Raw genomic sequence first — 23,165 nt, 5'->3', positions numbered from 1 at the left:
ATCGCCGGTAACACGGAGTTTGTCATGAGCGATATCAAATATGGCGACATTCTTGAGCCGGGCGACGAGGAGACGCAGGCCGAAAACGAGCGGATCGTGCGCGAGGGCTTCTGGCGCAAGCTGACCCGCACGGCGGCGCGCATTCCCTTTGCGCGCGACGCGGTGGCCGCCTATTACTGCGCCACCGACCGAAACACCCCGCTCGGCGCGCGGGTGGTGCTTTATGCGGCGCTGGCCTATTTCATCATGCCCGCCGATCTCATTCCGGATATCTTCCTGTTCGTCGGCTTTACCGACGATCTGGCGGTGCTGACCACGGCCCTGACCATGATCCGCAGGAACATCGAGGATGAGCACTATGATCGCGCGGATTCGGCGCTGACATCGATCCGCAAGCGCTGATTGGAATGCGATTCCCCCTCTGCCGCAATCTTGCCGTGATTGGCGGCATTTGTCGTGGCATAATCGTCAGGACGCACATGCGCGAGACCAGGCCGGAAACCGTTTCGGTGTTGAGATTTTGGTAACCTCGCTTGCGTATGTATTCGGACAAGTCTCAAAGTCGCGGGGCGCGCATCTTTATGGTGCCGCGACCGGCCCAAAGCAGAGAAAATCGGCAGGATCACATGTTTGCAAAAAGAATCGTCCTCGTACTGGTACTTCTATTCACCGGCGCCTCGATCGCTTCCGCGCAGACGCCGACGCCCATCCAGAAATTCGATGCGTGGGTCGCCTATTCCTACCAGTCGGATGCCGGCAAGGTTTGCTACGCCCTTTCGGTGCCGGCCAAGAAGGAACCGTCCAATGTCGATCACGGCGACAATTTCTTCGTGGTGACCAAATATCCGGGCCAGAACGTCTCGCTGGAGCCGCAGGCGATGATGGGCTTCACCCTCAAGGAAGGCTCGACTATCGATGTCGTGGTCGATGGCAAGAGCTTCCCGATGTACCACAAGGGCAAGGGCGGCTGGCTTGAAAACGCCGCGCAGGAGCCGACGCTGGTGGCCGCCATGAAGGCCGGCCGCACCATGGAGGTGGACGCCACCTCCGCCCGCGGCACCAAGACGTCCCACACCTATTCCCTGATCGGCATCACCGCGGCGCTGAACAAGATCAGCACCTGCAACTGATCAAGCGCTGACTGACGCCAGGAACCCGGCTCCGGCCGGGTTTTTGCATTTCAGCGGCAGACTTCGAGGAAATCATCAGTGGCATCGCCGGCGGCTTCCGGTCTATAAAACCCGCACTCTCGATTGAAAGGGCGATCCCATGATACCTGTCGACGATCTCGTTGGAATGAAGGTTCTGATAACGGGCGCAAGCTCCGGCATTGGCGCTGCGGCCGCAGTCGCCTTTTCCCGCTCCGGGGCCGAGGTGTGCCTGCACTATTACAGCGGCAGGGAGGCGGCCGAAACGCTGGCGGCGGAGCTGAGAGCGGCTGGCGGCAAGGCCCATGTGGTTGGCGGCGATGTCTCGCGCGCGCCGGATACCGAGCGGATCGTCAAGGAAGCGGCGGAGCTGATGGGCGGGCTCGATTGCCTGGTCAACAATGCCGGCGCTATCGGCCGGGTCGCGGTCTCCGATTTCGATGAGGCGATCTATGAGCAGGTCTTCGATCTCAACACCCGCTCGATCCTCAGAATGGTGCGCCACGCAACACCCCTGCTCAGGGAAAGCGATCGCGCCTCGATCATAAATCTCGGCTCCATCGCCGCGCGCCATGGCGGCAACAAGGGGTCGGGGGTCTATGCCGCGGCCAAGGCAGCCGTCCATTCCTTGACGCGCAGCCTTGCCAAGGAGCTTGCCGGCGACGGCATCCGCGTCAATGCGCTCGCGCCGGGCGTCATCGAGACGCCGTTTCACGACGAGACGCCGCATGCGGCCATGAACGCGGCGCTGAACGCGATTCCGCTCGGCCGCCTCGGCACGGCGGAGGATTGCGCCTGGAGCTTCGTGTTCCTGGCCTCGCCGACCATGGCCGGCTTTATCACCGGCCAGATCATCGACATCAATGGCGGGCAGTATATGCCGTAAGTTGGCGGCGCCGGCTTTCTTCGCGGCGCCGCATCGGGCCGATCAGGCGCTTTTGACGAAGCGCTGGTTGCGTTCCATCAATAGGCCCCAGTTCTGGGCGGAAGCGAGGTGAAGAGCGATGGCGTCCGTCCAGCCCTTTTCCGTCCATTGCTTCAGGGTTCTGGCGGGCAGCGCGCGGTAACGTTCGATATCGATCACGCTGAAGCCGTCGAGGCGGTAGCGCGACTTGTCCGGGAAATCCATGTCGACATGGCGGGCGACCAGAATATCCGCCTCGGAAATCGCCTTCAGGAAGGCGGTATCCTGCGCGCGGTGCTGGTGATAGGCCTCGCACAGATGCAGCATCGGCTCGACCGCCTTGCTGGCGGTGCCATCCTCGTTGAAGATCGGCGCTGCATCCGGCGCTTCGGAAAGCGGCTTGATCCGGCCGCTCTCGCTGTCATAGGCGAGGTAGCGGGTGTCCTGGTCCGGCGACTGCACCAGAATGAAGGGATAGCGGCGGATATAGGCCGGAATGTAGGTGTGCGCCGCCCAGGCGCCGCCTTCCTCGAGCATCAGGTTGCGGCCCTGTTTCAAGCCGACGATCGCGACCGGCGAGGGTTCCTTGTCCCCGACGAACACGATCGGATAATGCCGGATCGAGGGCATGAATTCGCTGACCGAAAGCGGGATTGCCGTGGCCTCGGCCGTGAAGGAAAAATCCTGGCTGCCGACAAGCCCCATCGCCTTGTGGTCCTCGAAGCGCAGCACCTGCGGCTTCCTGTAGAAAAGCGGCAACTGGGTTTGGGTGGTCATTGAATTATGGTCTCCTCTCGGCCCTGTCCGGTATGACGTACCGCTCTCTTACATGGGTTGCCGGAACGGAACAATCGCTGATCTCTTCTCGATTCGTCTTGCCTGAGTTGCAGGTTATAATTCCCTTTACCTCTGGTTGACATTACAAGCGGAGATTGAGAAAGTTAACTACTTGTTAATCTGACGAGTGACTGGAGAGGGACAATGAAATATCTGACATGTGTCGTGCTGGGCGCGGCCGCGCTCGCGGCTGGCTGCGGCAACAATGGCAATGATGGCATCGCGACCAACGCGCTTGGCTATTACGGGGACGTGAACTGGGACACGGGCCGGATCGACGGGTCGGGGACGGCGGAGGCCGGCATTCGTGTCAACGACGATGACAGCGTGACCGTTCAGATCAATGAGGGGCCCTATTCCGGAGAAACCACAACATTCTATTACGATGGCGACGGCGTTTATTATTCCGACGATGCCGATGCCTATCTGCAGCTCGGCTATTTCGATAATCCGAACGTCAAGGATGGTCCGGTGGTGGCCCTGATCGACGTTGGTGGTGATGACGAAGAGCTAACCCTGATGGCGCTCCGCTCGAGCAACGACATGACGGCCGAATCCGACATGCCGCTCTCCGGCTTTGCCACCTATACCGGCAGCCATCTGGGCGGGGCGACGATCCCCGGCCAGTATCTCGATTATATCGAGGGCGGTTTCCAGGCCAATGTCGATTTCGGCGCCGGTCAGCTTGCCGGCGCCATGCAAAGCGATCTCGGCGATATCACCTTCGATGCCACCATTTCCGGGGCCGAGTTCAACTCGAACGCCAATTCGATCGCGATCGGCAATGATTATGGCGTCATCAACCAGGGGGCTTCGTCCGTCGAGGGCGGCTTCTACGGCGCTGGCGCTGCCGGCATGGCGGGGACCTATAAGCTGAACGGGCAGGGGTCGCTGGATGGCGCGGGCGCCGTCGGCGCCTTCGTCGCCGACCGGGACTGACTGTCGCCATTGTGATCGCGGGTCGCTTTCGGCCCGCGGTCATTCATCGGGAGATATCCCGGTCAATGGAGCGGTCGCCTTCCGCAAGTGTGCGGGTTCGTTCTAGGCATGTAATTCAAGCCTTTTCGCAGACCTCGGGCAAACCCCATCCGGTCGCGAAACGCAGTGGTACAGAGTTCGCGGTCATCGGATGCAGTTTTCGCGCCTCATTCTCCGTATGAAACGAAAGGCGGCGGCGGCCGCCATGGCAGTCTTGGTCATCGGCCTTTCGGGCGGCGCGGCGTTGGCCGCCAACCCGTTTCCCGAGATCAAGATGCTGATCGAATCGGGTCAGTATGATCAGGCGATGGCGCTCTCGGCGCATCTGACCCGGGATCCGGAAATGTCCGCCCTGTCGCAGAAATTCACCTATGCGCTGATCCTGAAGCGCCAGGGCAAGCTGAAAGAGGCAGCGGGGATCATGCGCGCGATCCTCGCGGAAAAGCCGAACCTGTCGCGCGTGCGCCAGGAACTTGCCCATACGCTTTCGCTGATGGGCGAGAAGAAGGCCGCGATCTACCATTTTTCGATCCTGGCTGACAATGCGCCGAGCGAATCGCTGCGCTCCTTCTACGAGGATTTCATCGATCGCGTGAACCTCGATCGGCCATGGACGCTCGGCGGTTATGTGGCGATCGCCCCCAGCACCAACATCTCGAATTCGACCGACGAGGACCTCGTTCATATCGGCGGCATTCCGCTTGTGCCCGGCGAAAAGGCCGAAAGCGGCGTCGGGCTGAACTATGGCGTGAACGGCACCTATACGTTCGAACTTGTCGACGATCTCTCGCTCACCTTCGGCGGCTCGGTCACCGGCCTCGCCTATAAGGAAACCGTCTATAACCAGACCCAGTTTGGCGGCTTCTCGCAGCTTTCCTGGCGCATGGATCCCTGGATCTTCAGCGGCGGCATCGCGGCGGAGCGGGTGCTCCTGGGCAATGAGCCTTATCGCGTGGGCTATGGTCCGGTGTTTTCGGTGCGGCGGTCGTTCGGCGCCTTCGGCGTCACCTCGGCAAGCGTTTCCTATCAGTGGCTGGATTACGACGAGGTCGATGCCTTTGACGGCTATCAGGTCGGTTTCAGCCTCAACCACCGCTATGCGCTGACGGCGGCGAGCAGCATCCGCCTCGGCGGCGGCTACAACTATGTCCATGCCGAAAACGACATCAACTCTTATGATGGCTACAATCTGAACGCCAAATATGCACGCGAATGGTCGGGCGGCATCCTCACCGATATCGCGGTTTCGGGCACGCTTCTCGATTATGTCGGCGATTTTCCGCTGATGACCGAGTCGCGTCTCGACCGGCGCATCGATATCGAAGTCGGCGCGACGTTCCGCACGCTGGCGATGAAGGGCTTCGCGCCGCGGCTGGAATACGCCTATTCGCAGAACTTCTCGAATGTCGAGCTCTACGACTATAACAAGAGCACGGTCTCGCTGTTCGTGACCAAGCAGTTTTAGGGCTCAACCCTGCCGCTGCGCGGCAGCCTGCAGGAACTCGACCTCGCGTCCCGGGCGGATGATCGCGGCGGTCAGCCGGCCCTTGGCATAGGCGCCGGTGTCGATCGAGATCACGCCGTTGGCGATGATCGGCCGGTCGACCACGGTATGGCCGTGGACGATCCATGTGCCGTCCTCGCGCGGCAGTTGCCCGAACGCCGGATGCCCCCAGGTCAGGTTGGCCGGGCGCTGGTTCTCCAGCGGCTTGCGGGGGTCGGCGCCGGCATGCACCACGGCGACATTGCCGCTTTTCCAGAGCCGTGGCATTTCCTCCAAAAAGCCGGTCATGTCGCCGAGCTGCTGGAGCAGGGCATCGCGAACCACGGAAAAATTGCGGTCCGCCAGCGCGTTGCCGAGGGAAATTTCCTTGAAGCTCTGAAGCGTCTGCAGCCCGCCATTGCGCAGCCAGCGCTCGCCCTTTTCTTCCGGCGCTCTCAGGAAGTCGAGCAGCATTTCCTCATGGTTGCCCTTGAGACAGAGGATATCGCCGTCGCGGGTCTGGCGCTCGTGGAGCATTTTCAACACGCCGGCGGAATCCTCGCCGCGGTCGATATAATCGCCGACATGGATGATCTTCATACCGCGCGCGGCGGCGGCGATCTTGTCCCACAGCGCCGCGAGCGCATCGGCGCAGCCATGAACATCGCCGATCGCGGCAAAGCCCTCGTCCGGCGTCGGCAGACCGCCGCAAAAGGACGGCGGCATGGGCTCCGGACTTGCCGGGGCGGGACGGGAGAACAGGCGGCGTAGCGATTTCATCGGCGCTCCAGCGCAAGACAGCATGGGTCGCGGACGCGACCGGAAAACATGCACCGACGCTAACAGAGATGAGGGCCGGCGGGCAAGAACCCTGCCGGCCGGCAGATTGCCTCGCTATTCCGGCTGTCCGTAATAGGCGGTCGCGCCGTGCTTGCGCAGGAAGTGCTTGTCGAGTAGTTCCTGCTCGATCGGCTGAAGGTTCGGCTCAAGCTGCAGCGAAGACAGCGCCATGTCGGCGATGCATTCCACCGCGACGGCAACCTCGACAGCCTTGGCGACGGTCTTGCCCCAGGTGAACGGCGCATGGCGGTTGACGAGCACGGCGGGAAAATCGAGCGGATTGAGGTTCTTGAACCGCTCGACGATGACATTGCCGGTCTCCCACTCATAGGCGGACGCGATCTCCTCCGGCGTCATTTTCCGGGTCACCGGTATCTCGCCGTAGAAATAATCGGCATGGGTGGTGCCGAAATTTGGGATGGCGCGGCCGGCCTGGGCAAAGGCGGTGGCGCGGGTCGAATGGGTGTGAACCACGCCGCCGATCTCCTCGAAGGCCAGAAACAGGCAGCGGTGCGTGGGCGTATCGGAGGAGGGGCGCATATTGCCCTCCACGATCTTCCCATCGAAATCCACGATCACCATGTTCTCCGGCGCGAGATCGGCATAGCCGACCCCGCTCGGCTTGATCGCGAACACGGCCCTGTCGCGATCCACCGCGCTGGCATTGCCGAAGGTGAGGTTGATCAGCCCCTGTTTCGGAAGCGCTATATTGGCCTCATAGGCCTCGCGCCGGATTTCCTTGTACATGGCTTTCTCCTCAAGCCTTGATGCCGAGGCCGAGATGCCAGTAGATCTCGTTGTTCCTGAGATCCTGTTTGAACCGGTCGAGGCGGGTGTCGTCGTTGATGACGGCGAGCTCGATGCCGGCCATGGTGGCGAAATCCTCAAGCATTTCGGTGGTCACGTCGTTGGAATAGGCTGTGTGGTGCGCCCCGCCGGCCAGAATCCAGGCGGAAAGCGCGGTCTTGAAGTCCGGCTTGCATTCCCACACGGCGCGGGCGACCGGCAGCTTCGGCAGATCGGGATGCGTAACCGAGGTCACCTCGTTGACCAGCAGGCGGAAGCGGTTGCCCATGTCCATCAGGCTGGCGTTGAGTGCCGGGCCGAGCTTCGCGTTGAAGACCATGCGCACCGGATCGGCCTTGCCGCCGATGCCGAGCGGGTGGATTTCGATCGACGGCTTGCCATCCGCGATCGACGGGCAGATTTCCAGCATGTGCGAGCCGAGTACCTGCTCGTGGCCGGGCGCCATGTGGTAGGTGTAGTCCTCCATGAAAGAGGTCGCCCCGCTCATGCCGTGGCCCATCACCTTCAGCGCGCGCACCAGCGCGACCGTCTTCCAGTCGCCCTCGCCGGCAAAGCCGTAGCCGGCCGCCATCACCCGCTGGGTCGCCATGCCCGGCAGGGTCTCCATGCCGTGCAGGTCCTCGAACGTATCGGTAAAGCCCTTGAAGCCGCCGGCCTCGAGAAAGGTCTTGAGGCCGAGCTCCTGGCGTGCGGCGTTCAGCAGGCTGTCATGGCGATCGCCGCCCTTTTTCAGAACGTCGGCAACATTGTATTCGTTCTCATAGCTCGCCGCGAGATCGGCGACATCGCTGTCGGAGAGCGTGTTCATCACGTCGACGAGATCCATGATGCCGTAGCCGTTGACCGAAAAGCCGAGCTTCATTTCGGCCGCGACCTTGTCGCCCTCGGTGACGGCGACTTCGCGCATATTGTCGCCGAAGCGGCAGAACCGGCCGCCCTGCCAGTCGTCCCAGGCACGCGCGGCGCGCATCCAGGCGTCGATGCGGGCATGCACTTCCGGGTCGCTCCAGTGGCCCGCGACCACCTTGCGGCCGAGCCGCATGCGGGTGTGGATGAAGCCTGCTTCGCGGTCGCCATGGGCGGCCTGGTTCAGGTTCATGTAGTCCATGTCGATCGTGTCCCACGGCAGGTCGCGGGCATATTGGGTATGGAAGTGCAGGAACGGCTTGTTGAGCAGGTTGAGCCCGCGGATCCACATTTTCGACGGCGAGAAGGTGTGCATCCACAGGATCAGACCGCCGCATTCGGGATCGGAATTGGCGCGCACCGCCAGTTCGGTCGCTTCCGCCGGGCTTTTGACCACGGGCTGCGGCACGATTTCGAGCGGCAGATTGCCATCCGTCGACAGCGCGGTGGCGATCTCGGTGAATTGTGCGTCGACCTGGGCGAGCGTTTCGGGGCCATAGAGATGCTGCGAGCCGCAGACGAACCAGATTTTCAGTGGTTTGAGGCCGATCATGTTTATCCTCCGGAATGTGAGCGCGTCGGTGGATTGTCGTTTTCCGTTCTGACGCGCGTGAAGCAAGTGTGTGGCGCTTTCGCGCCCTGTTATGCGGCGCGAACCCTGTCGCGGATTTCGATCAGGTCCTTCATGATCTTCGACAGGTCGGAATCGCGGGTAATCCCGCCGAAACCGTCGTGCAGGGTCAGGTAGAGACCATAGAGCTCCTCATAGACCGCGACGTTTTCGGGGATCGGGTCGTAGCGGATATCCTTCAGCCCGGTCATCGCCCGCGTGGTCGCCTTGATGTCCTCATGGGCGCCGGCGACGGAGGCGGCGGCCACGGCCGCGCCCAGCGCGCAGGTCTGCGCCGAACGGGTCACAAGCATCGTCCGGTTCATGACGTCGGCATAGGTCTGCATCAGCATCGGGTTCTTCTCGGCGATGCCGCCGGCGCAGACGACCTTGTCGATCGGCACGCCGTAATCGGTCATGCGCTCTACGATGGCGCGCGCGCCGAAGGCGGTGGCCTCCACCAGCGCGCGGTAAATCTCCGCCCGGGTCGAATATAGCGTCTGGCCAAGAATGAGACCCGTCAGGCGCTGGTCGACCAGAATGGTGCGGTTGCCATTGTTCCAGTCGAGCGCCAGGAGCCCGCTTTGGCCGGCCTTCATGCCAGCCGCCTCGCGCGAAAGCTCGTCATGCAGCGCCGGGCCGCCCTGGCAGACGCGCTCGACCCACCATTTGAAAATATCGCCGACGGCGGATTGTCCCGCCTCGATGCCGTAGAAACCCGGCAGGATCGAGCCCTCGACAATGCCGCAAAGGCCGGGAATGGTGTCCGATTTCGACAGATCGACGATCGCGCAGTCGCAGGTGGACGTGCCGATGACCTTGACCAGCATGCCCTCCTCGATGCCACAGCCGATCGAGCCGAGATGGTTGTCGAAAGCGCCGGTGGCGATCGCGATGCCCTCCGGCAGGCCGAGTTTCTCCGCCCATTCGGCGCATAGCGTGCCGGCGGGCACCGAAATGTCCTGCGCGGTGTCATAAAGCCGGTCGCGCAGGTCGGCGATCGCGGGATCGAGCATGCCCAGGAATTCCTTGTCCGGCAGGCCGCCCCATTTGGGGTTGTAGAGCCCCTTGTGGCCGGCCGCGCAGACGCCGCGCTTGATATCGACGGGCGCCTTGACGCCGGAAAGCACCGAGGGGATCCAGTCGGCAAGCTCGACCCAGGAGGCCGCCGCATCAAAGACAGCGCGGTCGACATTCAGGCAGTGCCAGATCTTCGACCACCACCATTCCGATGAATAGGTATCGCCGACCATGGCGAGATAATGCGGCCGTTCGGCCTTGCCGAGCGCGGTGATCTTCTCGGCCTCGCGCCAGCTCGTATGGTCTTTCCAGAGCCAGCAATGGGCGTTGAGATTGTCGGTAAATTCCGGGTCCATCGCCAGCGCGCCGTTTTGCGCGTTGACCGGAAGCGGGCTGGAGCCGGTGGTGTCCACGCCGATGCCGATCACCTTCGCGGCATCGAATTTCTCGTGCCGGGCCGCCTGTTCCAGCGCGCCGCGAACGCTCGCTTCCAGGCCCTGCAGATAATCGGCCGGGCTCTGGCGCGCCAGCAGCGGATCATCCGCGTCGAGCATTACGCCCTGATCGCCGCTTGGATAATCGAAGACATGGGTGCCGTATTCAAACCCGTCATCGCAACCGACGACCAGAGCGCGCACCGAGTTTGTGCCGTAATCGATACCGATGGAGAACATGGGTGCCTCGCCTAAACCATTCATTTATTCGCGGGTCCCCGGCAGGCCGGAGACTGTGCTGTTGTTTTCATTGTGCTGTTGCCCGCTCCGTGGTCAAGCGCAGCAAGCCTTTCTGCAGCAGGATGAACAGGAGCAGAAGAATACCGATGGCGATCTTGGTCCACCAGCTCGACAACGTCCCGTCGAAGACGATGTAGGTCTGGATCAGGCCCATGGTCAGCACGCCGAACAGCGTGCCGAACACATAGCCCGCGCCGCCCGTCAGCAGCGTGCCGCCGATCACGACGGTGGCGATCGCCGTCAGCTCGGTGCCGACGGTTGCGAGCGGATAGCCGGAGCCGGTGTAGATCGCGAACACGATGCCGGAAAGCCCGGCCATGAAGCCGGAAAAGGCATAGATCGAGACCGTCGTGCGCCCGATCCGCGAGCCCATCAGCCGCGCCGTCTGCTCGCCGCCGCCAAGCGCGAACACATTGGCGCCGAACCTTGTCTTGTGCGCGACCAGGTGTCCGGCGACGAAGGACAGCAGCATGACGATGCCGATCAGCGTCAGCCGGCCCTTGCCGGGCATCACCCAGTAGGTCTTCTGCAGCATGTTGAAGAATTCATTGTCGATCGGCACGGAATCGATGGTCAGCATATAGGCGACGCCGCGCGCCAGGAACATGCCGGCAAGCGTGACGATGAAGGCCGGCATGCCGAGCGTGTAGATCAGCCAGCCCATCGCCGCGCCGAAGGCCGTGGTAACGGCCAGAAGCAGTGCGAAAACCACCAGCGGATGGAGCCCGGTATCGCGCAGCAGAACCGAGATGAACACGCCGGAAAACGCGATCACCGAGCCGACCGAAAGATCGATGCCGCCCGACAGGATCACCACCGTCATGCCGACGGCGACGATGCCGAGATAGGCATTGTCGGTGAGCAAATTGCCCACCACCCGCGTCGACAGCATGAACGGGAACTGGATGTAGCAGATCGCATAGGCGACGATGAAGATCGCGATCGTCGCATAGAGCGGATAGAGGCGCGGATTTCTCATTCTCCCGCCTCCTGTGCGGTTTTGCGGGCAAGCAGTTTCTGCCGCAGATATTTCAGGTCGCCGGTAATATTGGGCGATTGCAGAACCAGGATGAAGATCACCAACACCGCCTTGATCACCAGATTGTATTCCGACGGGAAGCCGGCGAGCAGAATGCCGGTGTCGATGGTCTGGATGATCATCGCGCCGATCACCGCAGCCGATATCGAGAACCGCCCGCCCATCAGCGAGTTGCCTCCGACGACGGTGGCGAGCACGGCGTCGAGTTCGAGCCAGAGGCCGGCATTGTTGGCATCCGCGCCGCGGATATCGGCGGTGATGATGATGCCGGCCAGCGCCGCGCAGAAGCCGGAGGCCATGTAGACGGCGATCAGCAGGACGCGGGCATTGATGCCGGCCAGCGCGCTCGCCCGCCGGTTGACGCCGATCGCCTCGATCAGAAGTCCGAGCGCCGTGCGCCGCACCAGCAGGATCGCAAGCGCCGCCGTCAGCACCCAGATCCACACGGGCACCGGCATGCCGAGCACGGAGCCGGAGCCGAGAAAGGCAAAGCCCGGCAGGTTGAATGTGAGGATCCGCCCCTCGGTGATGAGCTGGGCGATGCCGCGCCCGGAGATCATCAGGATCAGCGTGGCGACGATCGGCTGGATGCCGATGAAGGCGACCAGCACGCCGTTGAAGAGGCCCGCCGCGAGACCGGCAATGACCGCCATGGCGATGGCTGCCGCAAGGCCATATCCCGCGCCGATGGTGGCGGCCGCCATCGCGCCGGTAATCGCGATCACCGTGCCGACGGAAAGGTCGATGCCGCGGGTGGCGACCACCAGCGTCATGCCGATCGCGAGCAGCGCCACCGGCGCGCCGCGCTTCAGAACATCGATCACCGGCCCGACGAAGCGGCCGGACGAATATTCGATCTGCAGGAAGCTCGGAAAGAACAGGCTGACGAGGGCCACCAGAACCGCGAGCGTGATCAGTTGCGGGACGACGCGTTTCAGTCCGGCGGGCATTACACGGCCTCCGTTTTCTTGGAGGAGGCGATCGTCTTGACGATATTGTCGGTGGCGATCTCCGCGCCGGTCAGTTCGGCGACATGGCGGCGGTCGCGCACGACGATCACGCGGTCGGACACCGCGATCAGTTCGTCAAGCTCGGATGAAATGATCAGGATCGCCATGCCCTCCTCGGTAATGGTCTGGATCAGGTGCAATATCTCGGCATGCGCCCCGACATCGATGCCGCGCGTCGGCTCGTCGAGGATCAGGAAGCGCGGGTTCATGGCCAGCCAGCGGGCAAGCACCACCTTCTGCTGGTTGCCGCCGGAGAGTTCGCCGATCGGCTTTTCCGCGCTGGAGGTGCGGATATCGAGCTTCTCGATATATTCTGCGGCCAGCCGGTCCTGCTCGGCGCGGCTGATCGGGCGGGCCCAGCCGCGCCGCGCCTGAAGCGCCAGCGCGATGTTCTCGCGTACCGACAGATCGGCGATGATGCCGTCGGTCTTGCGGTCTTCCGGCGCAAAGCCGAAGCCGGCCGCGATCGCATCGCGCGGATTGGCGATCGAGATCTTGCCGTTGTCATCGGAGATCGAGCCGGACTGGGCGCTCCGCACGCCGAAGATCAGTTCCGCGGTTTCGGTGCGGCCGGAACCGAGCAGCCCGGCAAGCCCGACCACCTCGCCGCGATGGATGTCGAGATCGAAGGGTTCGATGAAATTGCGCTTGCCGAAATCGCGGACCTTGATCAGCGGTTCGCTGCCCACCCGGCCTTCGGTGCCGCGGCGCTGGGCGTCGGCTTCGCTCTCGTCCAGCTCGCGGCCGAGCATGTGGGAAATCAGCCGCACCCGGTCGAGCTCGGCGGTCTTTTCGGTGGTGATCTTGCAGCCATTGCGCAGCACGGTCACGCGGTCGGTGAGCGCGAAGACCTGATCGAGGAAGTGGGAAACGAAGATGATGCCGAGACCCTGATCGCGCAGCTTGCGCACCACGTCGAAAAGCATCTCGACCTCGCGGGCGTCGAGGCTGGCGGTCGGCTCGTCGAGGATCAGCACCTTGCCGGAAAGCGCCACCGCGCGGGCGATGGCGACGATCTGCTGGACGGCGACCGAATAGCTGCCGAGATCGCGATTGACATCGATGTCGAGGCCGTAGCCGGCGATCATCGCTTCGGCCTCGCGGCGCATCGCGCCGCCGTCGATGATGCCGAAGCGGCGTGGTTCGCGGCCGAAGGTGAGGTTCTGCGCGACCGTGAGGTTCGCAAGCAGGTTCACCTCCTGATAGACCGTGCCGATGCCGAGATCCTGCGCCTCCAGCGTCGAGCGGGGGGAAATGGTCTGGCCCTCCAGCGTGATCGTGCCTTCGTCGCGGCTATAGGCGCCGGTCAGGCATTTGATCAGCGTGGATTTGCCAGCGCCGTTTTCGCCGAGCAGGGCGTGCACTTCGCCGGCGGCAAGCTCGAAGCCGACATCGTCGAGCGCCTTCATGCCGACGAAGCTCTTGGTGAGGTTTTGAATTGTCAGAAGCATTTTCGAGCACCCTGGATCGATCGCGCGGCGCCTTTGTCTTGCAAGCAATGTCGGCGGGCGAGACGCCCGACCGAAATATGCTCCAGGCGTGCCGAGGCGGCCGGGACCCCGATGACCCCGACCGCGCCCGGGAGGATGGCTTAGTAGCCGAGGCTCTTGCGGCGCTCCGCCTCACCCGCGGGATCGTCTGCCTGGGTGTAGAGCTTGGATTCCGTCTGGATGAATTTCGGCGGCATGGTGCCGTCGGCCCAGTATGCTTCCAGAGCATCGAAGGCGGGGCCCGCCATGTTCGGCGTCAGCTCCACGGTGGCATTCGCCTCGCCGGCGGCCATGGCCTGGAAATAGTCCGGAACGGCATCGATCGCGACGATCAGGATATCGGAACCGGGCTTCAGGCCGGCTTCCTTGATCGCCTGGATGGCGCCGACGGCCATATCGTCATTATGCGCATAGAGCGCGCAGATATCGGCCCCGCCGTTTTCGGCCTGCAGGAAGCTTTCCATGACTTCCTTGCCCTGCGAGCGGGTGAAGTCGCCGGTCTGGCTGCGGACGATCTCGATGTTGGAATGGCCATCGATGGCATTGCGGAACCCGGTGGCGCGGTCGATCGCCGGCGAGGAGCCGGTCGTGCCCTGAAGTTCCACAACGCGGCAATCCTTGTCGCCGACCTCGTCGACCAGCCAGCCGCCGGCCACTTCGCCCTCATGCACGAGGTTGGAGCCGACCGCCGTCAGATAGAGATCGTCGGAGCTGTCGACCTGGCGGTCGAGCAGGACGACCGGAATGTCGGCATCCTTGGCTTCTTCCAGCGCGCTGTCCCAGCCGGTGGCAACGACCGGCGCGAGCAGGATGGCGTCAACGCCCTGGGCCACGAAGGCGCGGATGGCGGCGATCTGGTTTTCCTGCTTCTGCTGGGCGTCGGAGAATTTCAGGTCGATGCCGCGCTCTTCGGCCTGCTGCTTGGTGAGCGTGGTTTCCGCTGCGCGCCAGCCCGATTCGGAGCCGATCTGCGAGAAGCCGACGGTCTGGGCCGAGGCGGCGGCTGCCGTCATGGTGATGGCGGCGACGGTTGTAAGCAATAGAGACTTCATCTGTTATGTCCTCCCGTTAACAGAACGCGGCAAGGCTTTGCCGCAGATGCGGGCGGCGCCTATGAGCCGCCCGGCAATACGCCGAGACATTCCGCACGGTCGGGGGCATGTCCTCCCGCCACGACCGTTCGTCTTGCGGCAGCCGGCAGGTTTCCCGGCCCGGCTTCCCGCAAAAAATGTCCTTGCGATGAGGGGAGTGTTGCAATTTACCGCTATAGGGACAAATGAATAATCGTGTTTCTGATATAGCAGAAATGGTATGGATATGACGTCAGACGGCGAGCGCTACAGCGGACAGGACGAATTCATCCGGCGCGGACTGCGGTTTTCTCAGATGCGTCTGATCGCGCTGCTCGACCGCAAGGGCCAGATATCATCGGCCGCCGCCCAGCTCGGCATGACCCAGTCCGCGGCCTCCCGGCTGTTGTCGGAACTGGAGCACACGGTGGGCGCCAAGCTCTATGAGCGCCACGGCCGCGGCGTCGAACTGACCGAGGCGGGCCAGGCGATGGCCGAGCAGGCGCTGGTTATCCTCAACCAGCTCGATTACGCCCATCGCGAGATCGCGCAGATCGTCGAGGGCGCGCGCGGGCTGGTGCGCATGGGCGCGGTGACCGGCCCCTCGCTGCAACTGATCATGCCGGTGATCCGGCAGCTCAGGAGAGATTTTCCCGAGATCGAAGTTTCGGTGCAGGTGGATACCTCGGACAAGCTCGCCGAGGCGCTGTTCTCCCACGCTGTCGATTTCTACATCGGTCGCCTGCCGGAGGATATGGACGCGAAATCCGTGACCATGCGGCCGCTCGGCGTCGAGCCGGTGACCATGATTGCGGGCGTTCACCATCCGCTCGCCGGCCGGGAGTCGATCTCGATCGGCGAGTGCCTTGACTATGACTGGGTGATGCAGCCTGTCGGCACGCCGCTGCGGCGCTCGGTCGAGGCGCATCTGATGGCCAACGGCTTCCAGCTTCCCCGCCATGTCCTGGTCACCACGTCGCCGCTGCTCTCGCTCGCCATGATCGCGGAGACAGACGCGGTGACGCCGGTCGCGCGCCCGGTGGCGGACTTCTTTCATACCGGCGGCAAGCTCGGCGCGGCGATCTGCCAACTGCCCGTGCGCGAGGGCATCGATGTCAGCGCCTATTCGATCATCCAGCGCGTTTCGGCGCTGCAGCCGCCGCCGGTCAAGCGCGTGCTGGCCTTGATCGAACGCGAGATCGCGCTCCATCCCGACCAGTTTCCCGAAAGCGGCGCGCGGCGCCCGCAGAATTGATCTTAGTCAATGCGCGCTCCTGTGAGAGGGGCAGATTGAGGGCATCAATCCTGCACAAGGGAGCACATAGCCATGTTTACGAAGATCATCGTTCCTGTCGATATTTCGACCCTCGACAAGGGCGCCGATATCTTCAGGAAAGCCGCCAGCCTTCTGGACGAAGGCGGGAAGATCATTCTCCTCCACGTGGTGGAGGAAGTGCCCTCTTACCTCGCGATCGACGTGCCGGCCGATCTCATCGAAAACGCCACCGACGAGGCGCAGGACAAGCTCGTGAAGCTGCGCGACGACACCGGCATTGATGCTGAGATCGAATTGCGCAGCGGCCCGCCGGCGCGCGAAATTCTTGCCTGCGCCAAGGAGCAGGGCGCCGACCTGATCATCATCGCCTCGCATCGGCCCGATTTCTCGAACTATCTGTTGGGATCGACCGCCGACAGGGTCGTGCGCCATGCCGTCTGCTCGGTGCTGGTGCGCAGATAACAGTATCAATGAGGGCGTCCGGCCGTAAGGCTGGACAGCCGAGGAGAACAATCATGGACGTTGCACATTACAAGGCCGTGCTGGAAACGCGCCAGGCCGAAATCCTGAAACGGCTGCACCGGATCGATGACGATCTCGGCCGCACCCGCAATCCCGACAGCGCGGACCGGGCGACCGAAGCCGAAAACGACGAAGTGCTGGAGGAATTCGGCCATGTCGGCTCGGACGAGTTGAAGGCGCTGGACGCCGCCCTGAAGCGCATCGAGGCCGGCACCTACGGCAAATGCGTGAAGTGCGGCAAGCCGATCTCCGAGGAGCGTCTGGAAGTCGTGCCGCAGACGCCGTTCTGCAAGGCATGCGCTGCCAAGCTCTGACCGGCCAAAGCAGCATCGCGCCCCAACCCGCGCGATGCTGCGTTTTTCTCCGGCCCTTTCGGGTTTCTGAAAAACGGGTTTCCACTTCCCCGCCCTTCGCACTATGCTTTCGGTCAACACAAAAGCAGGGAGGTGCGTATGAAGGGGTTCGTATTGGGGCTGGCGGCGGCATTGATGCTGGCCGGGCCGGTTTTCGCTCAGGACGAACAGGTCAAGTATTCCGACGCGCCGACGGCGGATTGCCTCGCGGCGGCCGATACGGCGGATGCGATGCGCGCCTGTATCGGGCTTGCCACGGCAAAATGCGTCGATGCATCGGACTATGGCTCGACCACCGTCGGCATGGCGGAATGTACTGGCAAGGAAACCGCCTTCTGGGACGCGAAGCTGAACGCGACCTACAAGGAGCTGATGGCGCGCGCCGAAAAATTCGACAAGATGAACGCGGACGATCCGCGCATCATGTACAAGATCGCCGACAGCCTGCGCGACATGCAGCGCGCCTGGATTCCCTTCCGCGACGCGTCCTGCACCTTTCAGTATGCGCTCGGCATGGGCGGCACGATCGCCTCAACGCTGTCTTCGAACTGCCAGCTGGAGATGACGGCGGAGCAGTATATCTATCTCGCGACCGCGTGGCAGGAAAACTGAACCGCATGGACGGCGAAGGCGCGGCGTTGTAAAGCCGGGGCAAACCCAATTCAGGTGAAGCCATGCTGATACGCGATGCCGTGGAGGCCGATCTTCCGGCCATTCTCGAGATTTACAACGACGCCGTCATCAATTCGACCGCGATCTGGAACGAGATCGTGGTCGATCTCGACAACCGCAAGGCCTGGCTGGCCGCGCGCCGCGCCAGGGACTTTCCGGTGCTGGTGGCCGAGCGCGACGGCGCGGTCCTCGGCTATGCGAGCTATGGCGACTGGCGGGCCTTTGACGGCTATCGCCATACGGTGGAACATTCGGTCTATGTCCGCAGCGATGTACGCGGAGGCGGCATCGGCCGGGCGCTGATGGAGGGCTTGCTCGCCTATGCGAAAAAGGCGGGCGTTCATGCGATGATCGCCGCCATCGAGGCTGGCAATACCGGCTCCATCGCGCTGCACGAAAAGCTCGGTTTCTTCCACACCGGCCGCTACCCCGAGGTCGGCACCAAGTTCGACCGCTGGCTCGACCTCGTCACCATGCAGTATCTGTTTGCTAAGTAGGGCAGCAAGCTGCCGACAAAGCCGCGGCTTCAGCGCCTTGTTTCTCAGAGCCCTCCCGACATGCAGGGGCATCGCATATGGCGTAGCAGCTTGCTCCCGATACTCTCTCCCGCTTGCGGGAGAGATGCCCCGAAAGGGGCAGTGAGGGTGATGCAGCATTTCCACATACGAGGGCTTTCGCGGGGATAGACTCCCCCCTCACTGTCGCTTTCGCGACATCTCTCCCCTCCGGGGCGAGAAGACTTGGGGGCTATGCGAAAAAGTCATATGCGATACGCTTGCCCCAACAGGGGGCAAGCCGAGGATGATGCGGGAGAGGCAGGTGGTTTATTGAAAAGTCCCGTGCGTCACGCAGTCAGATCGCCCCAAGCGTCCTGCTGACGGCGTTTTTCCAGCCCTTGTAGAGGCGTTCGCGGGTGGCCTCGTCCATGGACGGGGTGAACTGGCGGTCAAGGGCCCAGATCTTCGCGAATTCGTTGCGGTCGGGATAGAGCCCGGCGCGGCTGCCGGCGAGCCAGGCAGCGCCCAGCGTGGTGGTTTCGACCACTTTGGGTCGGTCGACGGGAACGCCCAGAATGTCGGAGAGAAACTGCATGGTCCAGTCATTGGCGCTCATGCCGCCATCGACGCGCAGGATGTTGGCGCTGTCGGCGCTGCCCCAATCGTCCTGCATCGCTTCCAGCAGATCACGGGTCTGGTATCCCACACTCTGAAGCGCCGCGCGGGCGAATTCGGCGGGGCCGGAATTACGGGTCAGCCCGAAGATCGCGCCGCGGCTTTCGGCATCCCAATAGGGCGCGCCAAGGCCGGTGAAGGCCGGCACCATGTAGAGCGTCTGTTTCGCATCGGCGGATTTCGCCAGCGCATCGGTTTCGCGGGCATGGCGGATCACCTTCAGCCCGTCGCGCAGCCATTGCACCACCGCGCCGGCGATGAAGATCGAACCTTCCAGCGCATAGGTGGGCTTGCCGTCGAACTGGTAGGCGATCGTCGACAGCATGCGGTTCTTGCTGGCAACCATTCTGTCGCCGGTGTTGAGGAGCGCGAAACAGCCGGTGCCATAGGTGGATTTCAGCATGCCGGGTTCGAAGCAGGCCTGGCCGATGGTTGCCGCCTGCTGGTCGCCGGCAACGCCGTAGATCGGGATTTCGCGGCCGAACAGATCGGCCCGGGTCATGCCGAAATCGGCGGCGCAGTCCTTCACCTCCGGCAGGATCGCCTGCGGAATGTCGAGGAGCTTGCAGATATCGGCATCCCATTCGCCCTTGTCGATATTGTAGAGCATGGTGCGCGCCGCGTTGGTGGCGTCCGTCACATGGGAGCGCCCGCCGGTGAGCCGCCAGATCAGATAGGTGTCGACCGTGCCGAAGGCGAGCTTGCCGTCTGCCGCCTGCTGGCGTGCACCATCCACATTGTCGAGCAGCCAGGCGAGTTTGGTGGCGGAGAAATAGGGGTCGAGCAGCAGGCCGGTGGCTGCTGTGATGAATTTCTCATGGCCGTCCTCGCGCAGCTTGGCGCAGCGGTCGGCGGTGCGCCGGTCCTGCCAGACGATGGCGTTGTGGATCGGCCGCCCGGTCTCGCGGTCCCAGACGATCACGGTCTCGCGCTGGTTGGCGATGCCGATCGCGGCGATATCGGCGGTCGAAACCTCGGCGCGCTCGACTGCCTCGCGGCAGGTTGCGGCCACCGTCGACCAGATGTCGGCGGGGTCGTGCTCGACATGGCCGGAGGCCGGATAATGCTGGGGGAATTCCTCCTGGGCGGAGGCCACGATCTTCATCTGATCGTCGAAGATGATGGCGCGGCTCGATGTCGTTCCCTGGTCGATCGCCAGAATATGGCCCATGGGTTTCTCCTCCCCGTCTTGTTATCAGTGCGCCGCCTTCAGCCAGTCGTCCAGCGCGGCGATTTCATCCACGCTCATCCTAAGGCCGCATTTGGTGCGGCGATAGACGATATCCTCCGCCGTCCGCGCGAATTCTTTTTCCACCAGCCAGCGCGCCTCCGCCTCGTAGAGCCCGCCGCCGAAATACCGGCCGAGATCGGCGGGGCTTTTCGCCGGCCCCAGCATATCCCAGCACTCGCTGCCATAGCTGCGGATCAGCCGGAGCGCTGCGGCATAGTCGAGGAAGGGGTAATCGCGCACGAGCCTGTCGGGCATGGTCGCCGTCTCGGCCACCGGAAAGTCACCACCGGGCAGGGTCGATACCGCTGTCCAGTCACCGCCCGCCTGTGGAAAATAGTGGGACAGTTTGTGGATAACCGCCTCGGCAAGTTTGCGATGGGTGGTGATCTTGCCGCCGAAGACGCTCAACAGCGGCGCGCCTTCCTTGCGTAGCGAAAGGACATAGTCACGGGTGGCTGCTGTGGCGGAAGAAGCGCCATCATCATAAAGCGGCCGCACGCCTGAATAGGTCCAGACGATATCGTCGCGGGTCACTGGCTTTTCGAAATATTCCGAGGCGAAGCGGCAGAGATAGTCCGCTTCCTCGGGCGTGCATTTGGCTTCGCTGGCCGGACCGTGATGGTCCTGATCGGTGGTGCCGATCAGGGTGAATTCCTGCTCGTAGGGAATGGCGAAGATGATGCGGCCGTCCGAGCCCTGGAAGAAGTAGCAGCGGTCGTGGTCAAAGAGCTTGCGGGTGACGATATGGCTGCCGCGCACAAGCCGCACCTTTTCCTTCGTGTCGATGCCGAGCGTGCCCTTCAGCAGATCGGCGACCCATGGCCCGCCGGCATTGACCAGCGCGCGGGCATGGACGGGCGGCAGCGGGCCTTCCGCGTTTTCGAGCGAGAGTTTCCACAGCGTCGCGCCATCTGCGCTCGTCACCTGCTCGGCCCCGGTCACCCGCGTGCGAGTCATGATCTTCGCGCCGCGCGTGGCCGCATCGCGGGCCATCAGCGAGACGAGGCGGCCATCCTGCACCCAGCAGTCGGAATATTCGAATGCGCGCCGATATTCGCTTTTGAGCGGTTTGCCGGCCTCGTCGCGCGAGAGATCGAGCGCCCTGGTGGCGGGCAGGATCTTGCGGCCGCCCAGATGGTCGTAGAGAAACAGGCCGAGCCGCACCAGCCACCACGGGCGCAGGCCCTTGTGATGCGGCAGCACGAAGCGCATCGGCCACGAGATGTGCGGCATCGCCTTCAGCAACACCTCGCGCTCGATCAGCGCCTCGCGGACCAGCCGGAACTCGTAATATTCGAGATAGCGCAGCCCGCCATGAAAGAGCTTGGTCGAAGCCGAGGAAGTGGCAGAGGCAAGGTCGTTCATCTCCGCGAGCGCGACCGTCAGGCCGCGGCCGCTCGCATCACGCGCCACGCCGACACCGTTGACGCCGCCGCCGATAACGAAAATGTCGACAGGTTCCGACATGCATGCTCCCGCTTCTGAACGGTGCAAGCATGCGCGGGCAGGTTCGTTTTGTCAAAGAAAATGTTCGTAAATATTCGTTTTGACGTTTTGCGAGCTTATTCCGCTGCCTCGCTGCTGGTCTCCGGCTTCAGCCGCCTGTGGCCGGAAACGGCCGAGCCGCTGTCAGCGTCAAGCCGCAGCAGCGGAATGATTGCGGCCAGCGAAATGAAGGAAACGACGAGGAAGGCGATATGGAAATGCTGGACGGTGAGCCCCTCGCCGGTGAACCACGCCGTGGCCTCGAGGATGGTGGCGGCGAAGGCGACGCCGAGCGCGAGGCTGACCTGCTGGAACATCGATGTGGAGGCGGTCGCCTGGCTCGCCTGCGCCGGTTCGATATCGGCATAGCCGAGCGCATTGACGCCGGTGAAGAAGAAGGAGCGGCAGAGCCCGGTGGCAAACAGCAGCGTAACGATGATGATATAGGGCGTCGTCGCCTCGAAGAAGGCGAAGCTCATCGTCAGCAGCGAGGCGCCCAGTGCCGCGATCATCAGCACAGTGCGGAAGCCGTAGGCGGAGAAGACGCGTGGCGCCGCAAACTTCATCACCAGCGCGCCGACCGCGCCGACAAAGGTGATCATGCCGGACTGGAACGGGTTGAGCCCGAAGCCGAGCTGCAGCATCAGCGGCATCAGAAACGGAAACGCGCCGGTCGCCATCCGGAAGAAGGCCGAGGCGCCGACAGCCGCGCGGTAGGTTGGCGTCTGGAACAGTTTCAGGTTCAGGAGCGGGTTGGCCCTGCGCCGTGCGTGCCAGAGATAGGCAAGTGCTGCCGCGATGCCGATCAAGGTGGTAATGATCCCGGTTGCTGGCGGCAGGGCCGGAAGCGAGATCACCGACATGCCGAAGACGATGCCGGATGCGGCGGTCGCCACCAGGAAAAACCCCATCCAGTCGAGGTTCGACACTGGCTCGTCCTTGATCGCCGGCAGGAAAATGGCCGACATGATGAGGCCGATAATGCCGATCGGCACATTGATCAGGAAGATCCAGTGCCAGGAGAAATAGGTGGTGATGAAACCGCCGACCGGCGGCCCCGCCATCGGCCCCACCAGCGCCGGGATCGTCAGCAGCGCCATGGCGCGGACCAGTTCGGAGCGGTCGGTGGTGCGCAGGATCACGAGGCGGCCCACCGGCGTCATCATCGCCCCGCCCATGCCCTGCAGGAAACGCGCGCCGACGAATTCCAGCAGGTTGCCGGAGACTGCGCAGGCCACCGAGCCGAGCAGGAACACGAGGATTGCGGAGCGGAACACGCGGGCCGCGCCGAACCGGTCCGCCATCCAGCCCGAGACCGGAATGAAGATCGCCAGCGCCACCATATAGGTCGTCAGCGCCAGTTTCAGCGTGATCGGCCCGACATTGAGATCGGCGGCAATCGCCGGCAGCGCCGTGGAAATCACCGTCGAATCCATGTTCTCCATGAACAGGGCAACAGCCATGATGAGCGGAACGACGGGATTCATTGGCGGGACTTCTCTGTCAGAAACATGCGAAAGGCATACTTATTAGACCCCGCCGCCCGAAACGCCAAATGATAATCACGCGGCGTTTCAC

The 23,165-nt window shown here is 63.1% G+C and carries 22 protein-coding genes; 10 read left to right on the top strand and 12 right to left on the bottom strand.

Translation table 11 applies throughout. The annotated features are described in order from the left end of the window. Nucleotides 1–24 precede the first annotated feature (24 nt). From V6766_RS10855 to V6766_RS10845, 3 genes are all read left to right on the top strand, one after another. Nucleotides 25–402, top strand: a complete 378-nt coding sequence (locus V6766_RS10855) for a YkvA family protein (RefSeq protein ID WP_448466303.1) — start codon at nucleotides 25–27, stop codon at nucleotides 400–402. Nucleotides 403–626: 224 nt separating this feature from the next. Then, the gene (locus V6766_RS10850; protein ID WP_230721064.1) at nucleotides 627–1,130 is read left to right on the top strand and encodes an invasion associated locus B family protein; all 504 of its coding nucleotides are present in this window, start codon (nucleotides 627–629) and stop codon (nucleotides 1,128–1,130) included. 139 nt (nucleotides 1,131–1,269) lie between these two features. Continuing rightward, nucleotides 1,270–2,034 (top strand): SDR family NAD(P)-dependent oxidoreductase, encoded by a 765-nt coding sequence (locus V6766_RS10845; protein ID WP_448466301.1) that lies wholly within the window; start codon nucleotides 1,270–1,272, stop codon nucleotides 2,032–2,034. Between the two features lie 42 nt (nucleotides 2,035–2,076). Here V6766_RS10845 and V6766_RS10840 read toward each other — a convergent pair whose 3' ends face one another. Beyond that, on the bottom strand, nucleotides 2,077–2,829 hold the full coding sequence (locus V6766_RS10840) for a SapC family protein (protein ID WP_448466299.1): 753 nt from the start codon (nucleotides 2,827–2,829) through the stop codon (nucleotides 2,077–2,079). A 204-nt stretch (nucleotides 2,830–3,033) separates the two neighbouring features. Between V6766_RS10840 and V6766_RS10835 the strand changes: the two genes are divergently transcribed. Together V6766_RS10835 and V6766_RS10830 are read left to right on the top strand one after the other, a co-directional pair. Next, a complete protein-coding gene (locus tag V6766_RS10835; protein WP_448466297.1) occupies nucleotides 3,034–3,828 on the top strand; it encodes a transferrin-binding protein-like solute binding protein in 795 nt (264 codons plus the stop codon). Between the two features lie 244 nt (nucleotides 3,829–4,072). Further along, nucleotides 4,073–5,332 carry a surface lipoprotein assembly modifier gene (locus V6766_RS10830; RefSeq protein WP_448466295.1) on the top strand — a complete coding sequence of 420 codons (1,260 nt, stop codon included), beginning with the start codon at nucleotides 4,073–4,075 and terminating at the stop codon, nucleotides 5,330–5,332. Nucleotides 5,333–5,335: 3 nt separating this feature from the next. Here the strand turns inward: V6766_RS10830 and V6766_RS10825 are convergent, their stop codons facing one another. The 8 genes from V6766_RS10825 to ytfQ form a co-directional block, all read right to left on the bottom strand. Beyond that, nucleotides 5,336–6,130 (bottom strand): metallophosphoesterase, encoded by a 795-nt coding sequence (locus V6766_RS10825; RefSeq protein WP_448466293.1) that lies wholly within the window; start codon nucleotides 6,128–6,130, stop codon nucleotides 5,336–5,338. A 114-nt stretch (nucleotides 6,131–6,244) separates the two neighbouring features. Continuing rightward, complete coding sequence (gene araD, locus V6766_RS10820) at nucleotides 6,245–6,937, bottom strand: L-ribulose-5-phosphate 4-epimerase AraD (RefSeq protein ID WP_448466291.1); 693 nt, start codon at nucleotides 6,935–6,937, stop codon at nucleotides 6,245–6,247. A gap of 10 nt (nucleotides 6,938–6,947) precedes the next feature. Continuing rightward, nucleotides 6,948–8,456, bottom strand: coding sequence for an L-arabinose isomerase (gene araA / locus V6766_RS10815; protein WP_448466289.1), 1,509 nt, complete (start codon nucleotides 8,454–8,456; stop codon nucleotides 6,948–6,950). 89 nt (nucleotides 8,457–8,545) lie between these two features. Then, complete coding sequence (locus tag V6766_RS10810; RefSeq protein ID WP_448466287.1) at nucleotides 8,546–10,207, bottom strand: ribulokinase; 1,662 nt, start codon at nucleotides 10,205–10,207, stop codon at nucleotides 8,546–8,548. A 67-nt stretch (nucleotides 10,208–10,274) separates the two neighbouring features. Beyond that, nucleotides 10,275–11,246 (bottom strand): galactofuranose ABC transporter, permease protein YjfF, encoded by a 972-nt coding sequence (gene yjfF, locus V6766_RS10805; protein WP_448466285.1) that lies wholly within the window; start codon nucleotides 11,244–11,246, stop codon nucleotides 10,275–10,277. Continuing rightward, nucleotides 11,243–12,256, bottom strand: coding sequence for an ABC transporter permease (locus V6766_RS10800; protein ID WP_448466283.1), 1,014 nt, complete (start codon nucleotides 12,254–12,256; stop codon nucleotides 11,243–11,245). Before V6766_RS10800 ends, yjfF begins: the two co-directional genes overlap by 4 nt. Further along, nucleotides 12,256–13,767 (bottom strand): sugar ABC transporter ATP-binding protein, encoded by a 1,512-nt coding sequence (locus V6766_RS10795; RefSeq protein WP_448466281.1) that lies wholly within the window; start codon nucleotides 13,765–13,767, stop codon nucleotides 12,256–12,258. The genes V6766_RS10800 and V6766_RS10795 overlap by 1 nt, the downstream gene beginning before the upstream one ends. A gap of 140 nt (nucleotides 13,768–13,907) precedes the next feature. Next, nucleotides 13,908–14,858: a galactofuranose ABC transporter, galactofuranose-binding protein YtfQ gene (gene ytfQ / locus V6766_RS10790; RefSeq protein ID WP_448466279.1), complete on the bottom strand. Its 951-nt coding sequence runs from the start codon at nucleotides 14,856–14,858 to the stop codon at nucleotides 13,908–13,910. Nucleotides 14,859–15,117: 259 nt separating this feature from the next. On the opposite strand from ytfQ, the gene V6766_RS10785 reads away from it, so the two are divergent. From V6766_RS10785 to V6766_RS10765, 5 genes are all read left to right on the top strand, one after another. Further along, on the top strand, nucleotides 15,118–16,131 hold the full coding sequence (locus V6766_RS10785) for a LysR substrate-binding domain-containing protein (protein ID WP_448466277.1): 1,014 nt from the start codon (nucleotides 15,118–15,120) through the stop codon (nucleotides 16,129–16,131). Between the two features lie 72 nt (nucleotides 16,132–16,203). Further along, the gene (locus tag V6766_RS10780; RefSeq protein ID WP_448430775.1) at nucleotides 16,204–16,614 is read left to right on the top strand and encodes a universal stress protein; all 411 of its coding nucleotides are present in this window, start codon (nucleotides 16,204–16,206) and stop codon (nucleotides 16,612–16,614) included. A gap of 53 nt (nucleotides 16,615–16,667) precedes the next feature. Then, complete coding sequence (locus V6766_RS10775; RefSeq protein ID WP_448466275.1) at nucleotides 16,668–16,988, top strand: TraR/DksA family transcriptional regulator; 321 nt, start codon at nucleotides 16,668–16,670, stop codon at nucleotides 16,986–16,988. A gap of 138 nt (nucleotides 16,989–17,126) precedes the next feature. Continuing rightward, entirely contained in the window at nucleotides 17,127–17,639 is a 513-nt protein-coding gene (locus V6766_RS10770) for a lysozyme inhibitor LprI family protein (RefSeq protein ID WP_448466273.1), read from the top strand. 62 nt (nucleotides 17,640–17,701) lie between these two features. Beyond that, entirely contained in the window at nucleotides 17,702–18,196 is a 495-nt protein-coding gene (locus V6766_RS10765; protein ID WP_448466271.1) for an N-acetyltransferase family protein, read from the top strand. Between the two features lie 355 nt (nucleotides 18,197–18,551). Here V6766_RS10765 and glpK read toward each other — a convergent pair whose 3' ends face one another. From glpK to V6766_RS10750, 3 genes are all read right to left on the bottom strand, one after another. Beyond that, entirely contained in the window at nucleotides 18,552–20,042 is a 1,491-nt protein-coding gene (gene glpK / locus V6766_RS10760; RefSeq protein WP_448466269.1) for a glycerol kinase GlpK, read from the bottom strand. 24 nt (nucleotides 20,043–20,066) lie between these two features. Beyond that, the gene (gene glpD, locus V6766_RS10755; protein WP_448466267.1) at nucleotides 20,067–21,569 is read right to left on the bottom strand and encodes a glycerol-3-phosphate dehydrogenase; all 1,503 of its coding nucleotides are present in this window, start codon (nucleotides 21,567–21,569) and stop codon (nucleotides 20,067–20,069) included. A 95-nt stretch (nucleotides 21,570–21,664) separates the two neighbouring features. Next, nucleotides 21,665–23,074 carry an MFS transporter gene (locus V6766_RS10750; RefSeq protein WP_448466265.1) on the bottom strand — a complete coding sequence of 470 codons (1,410 nt, stop codon included), beginning with the start codon at nucleotides 23,072–23,074 and terminating at the stop codon, nucleotides 21,665–21,667. Nucleotides 23,075–23,165 lie beyond the last annotated feature (91 nt).

The organism is Martelella sp. AMO21009, from assembly GCF_053484295.1.
This window is presented reverse-complemented; position numbering and strand designations above follow the sequence as displayed.

Coding starts and splice junctions, on each gene's coding strand:
- V6766_RS10855 (WP_448466303.1), top strand. CDS start 25: ATGAGCGATATCAAATATGGCGACATTCTTGAGCCGGGCGACGAGGAG.
- V6766_RS10850 (WP_230721064.1), top strand. CDS start 627: ATGTTTGCAAAAAGAATCGTCCTCGTACTGGTACTTCTATTCACCGGC.
- V6766_RS10845 (WP_448466301.1), top strand. CDS start 1,270: ATGATACCTGTCGACGATCTCGTTGGAATGAAGGTTCTGATAACGGGC.
- V6766_RS10840 (WP_448466299.1), bottom strand. CDS start 2,829: ATGACCACCCAAACCCAGTTGCCGCTTTTCTACAGGAAGCCGCAGGTG.
- V6766_RS10835 (WP_448466297.1), top strand. CDS start 3,034: ATGAAATATCTGACATGTGTCGTGCTGGGCGCGGCCGCGCTCGCGGCT.
- V6766_RS10830 (WP_448466295.1), top strand. CDS start 4,073: ATGGCAGTCTTGGTCATCGGCCTTTCGGGCGGCGCGGCGTTGGCCGCC.
- V6766_RS10825 (WP_448466293.1), bottom strand. CDS start 6,130: ATGAAATCGCTACGCCGCCTGTTCTCCCGTCCCGCCCCGGCAAGTCCG.
- araD (WP_448466291.1), bottom strand. CDS start 6,937: ATGTACAAGGAAATCCGGCGCGAGGCCTATGAGGCCAATATAGCGCTT.
- araA (WP_448466289.1), bottom strand. CDS start 8,456: ATGATCGGCCTCAAACCACTGAAAATCTGGTTCGTCTGCGGCTCGCAG.
- V6766_RS10810 (WP_448466287.1), bottom strand. CDS start 10,207: ATGTTCTCCATCGGTATCGATTACGGCACAAACTCGGTGCGCGCTCTG.
- yjfF (WP_448466285.1), bottom strand. CDS start 11,246: ATGAGAAATCCGCGCCTCTATCCGCTCTATGCGACGATCGCGATCTTC.
- V6766_RS10800 (WP_448466283.1), bottom strand. CDS start 12,256: ATGCCCGCCGGACTGAAACGCGTCGTCCCGCAACTGATCACGCTCGCG.
- V6766_RS10795 (WP_448466281.1), bottom strand. CDS start 13,767: ATGCTTCTGACAATTCAAAACCTCACCAAGAGCTTCGTCGGCATGAAG.
- ytfQ (WP_448466279.1), bottom strand. CDS start 14,858: ATGAAGTCTCTATTGCTTACAACCGTCGCCGCCATCACCATGACGGCA.
- V6766_RS10785 (WP_448466277.1), top strand. CDS start 15,118: ATGGATATGACGTCAGACGGCGAGCGCTACAGCGGACAGGACGAATTC.
- V6766_RS10780 (WP_448430775.1), top strand. CDS start 16,204: ATGTTTACGAAGATCATCGTTCCTGTCGATATTTCGACCCTCGACAAG.
- V6766_RS10775 (WP_448466275.1), top strand. CDS start 16,668: ATGGACGTTGCACATTACAAGGCCGTGCTGGAAACGCGCCAGGCCGAA.
- V6766_RS10770 (WP_448466273.1), top strand. CDS start 17,127: ATGAAGGGGTTCGTATTGGGGCTGGCGGCGGCATTGATGCTGGCCGGG.
- V6766_RS10765 (WP_448466271.1), top strand. CDS start 17,702: ATGCTGATACGCGATGCCGTGGAGGCCGATCTTCCGGCCATTCTCGAG.
- glpK (WP_448466269.1), bottom strand. CDS start 20,042: ATGGGCCATATTCTGGCGATCGACCAGGGAACGACATCGAGCCGCGCC.
- glpD (WP_448466267.1), bottom strand. CDS start 21,569: ATGTCGGAACCTGTCGACATTTTCGTTATCGGCGGCGGCGTCAACGGT.
- V6766_RS10750 (WP_448466265.1), bottom strand. CDS start 23,074: ATGAATCCCGTCGTTCCGCTCATCATGGCTGTTGCCCTGTTCATGGAG.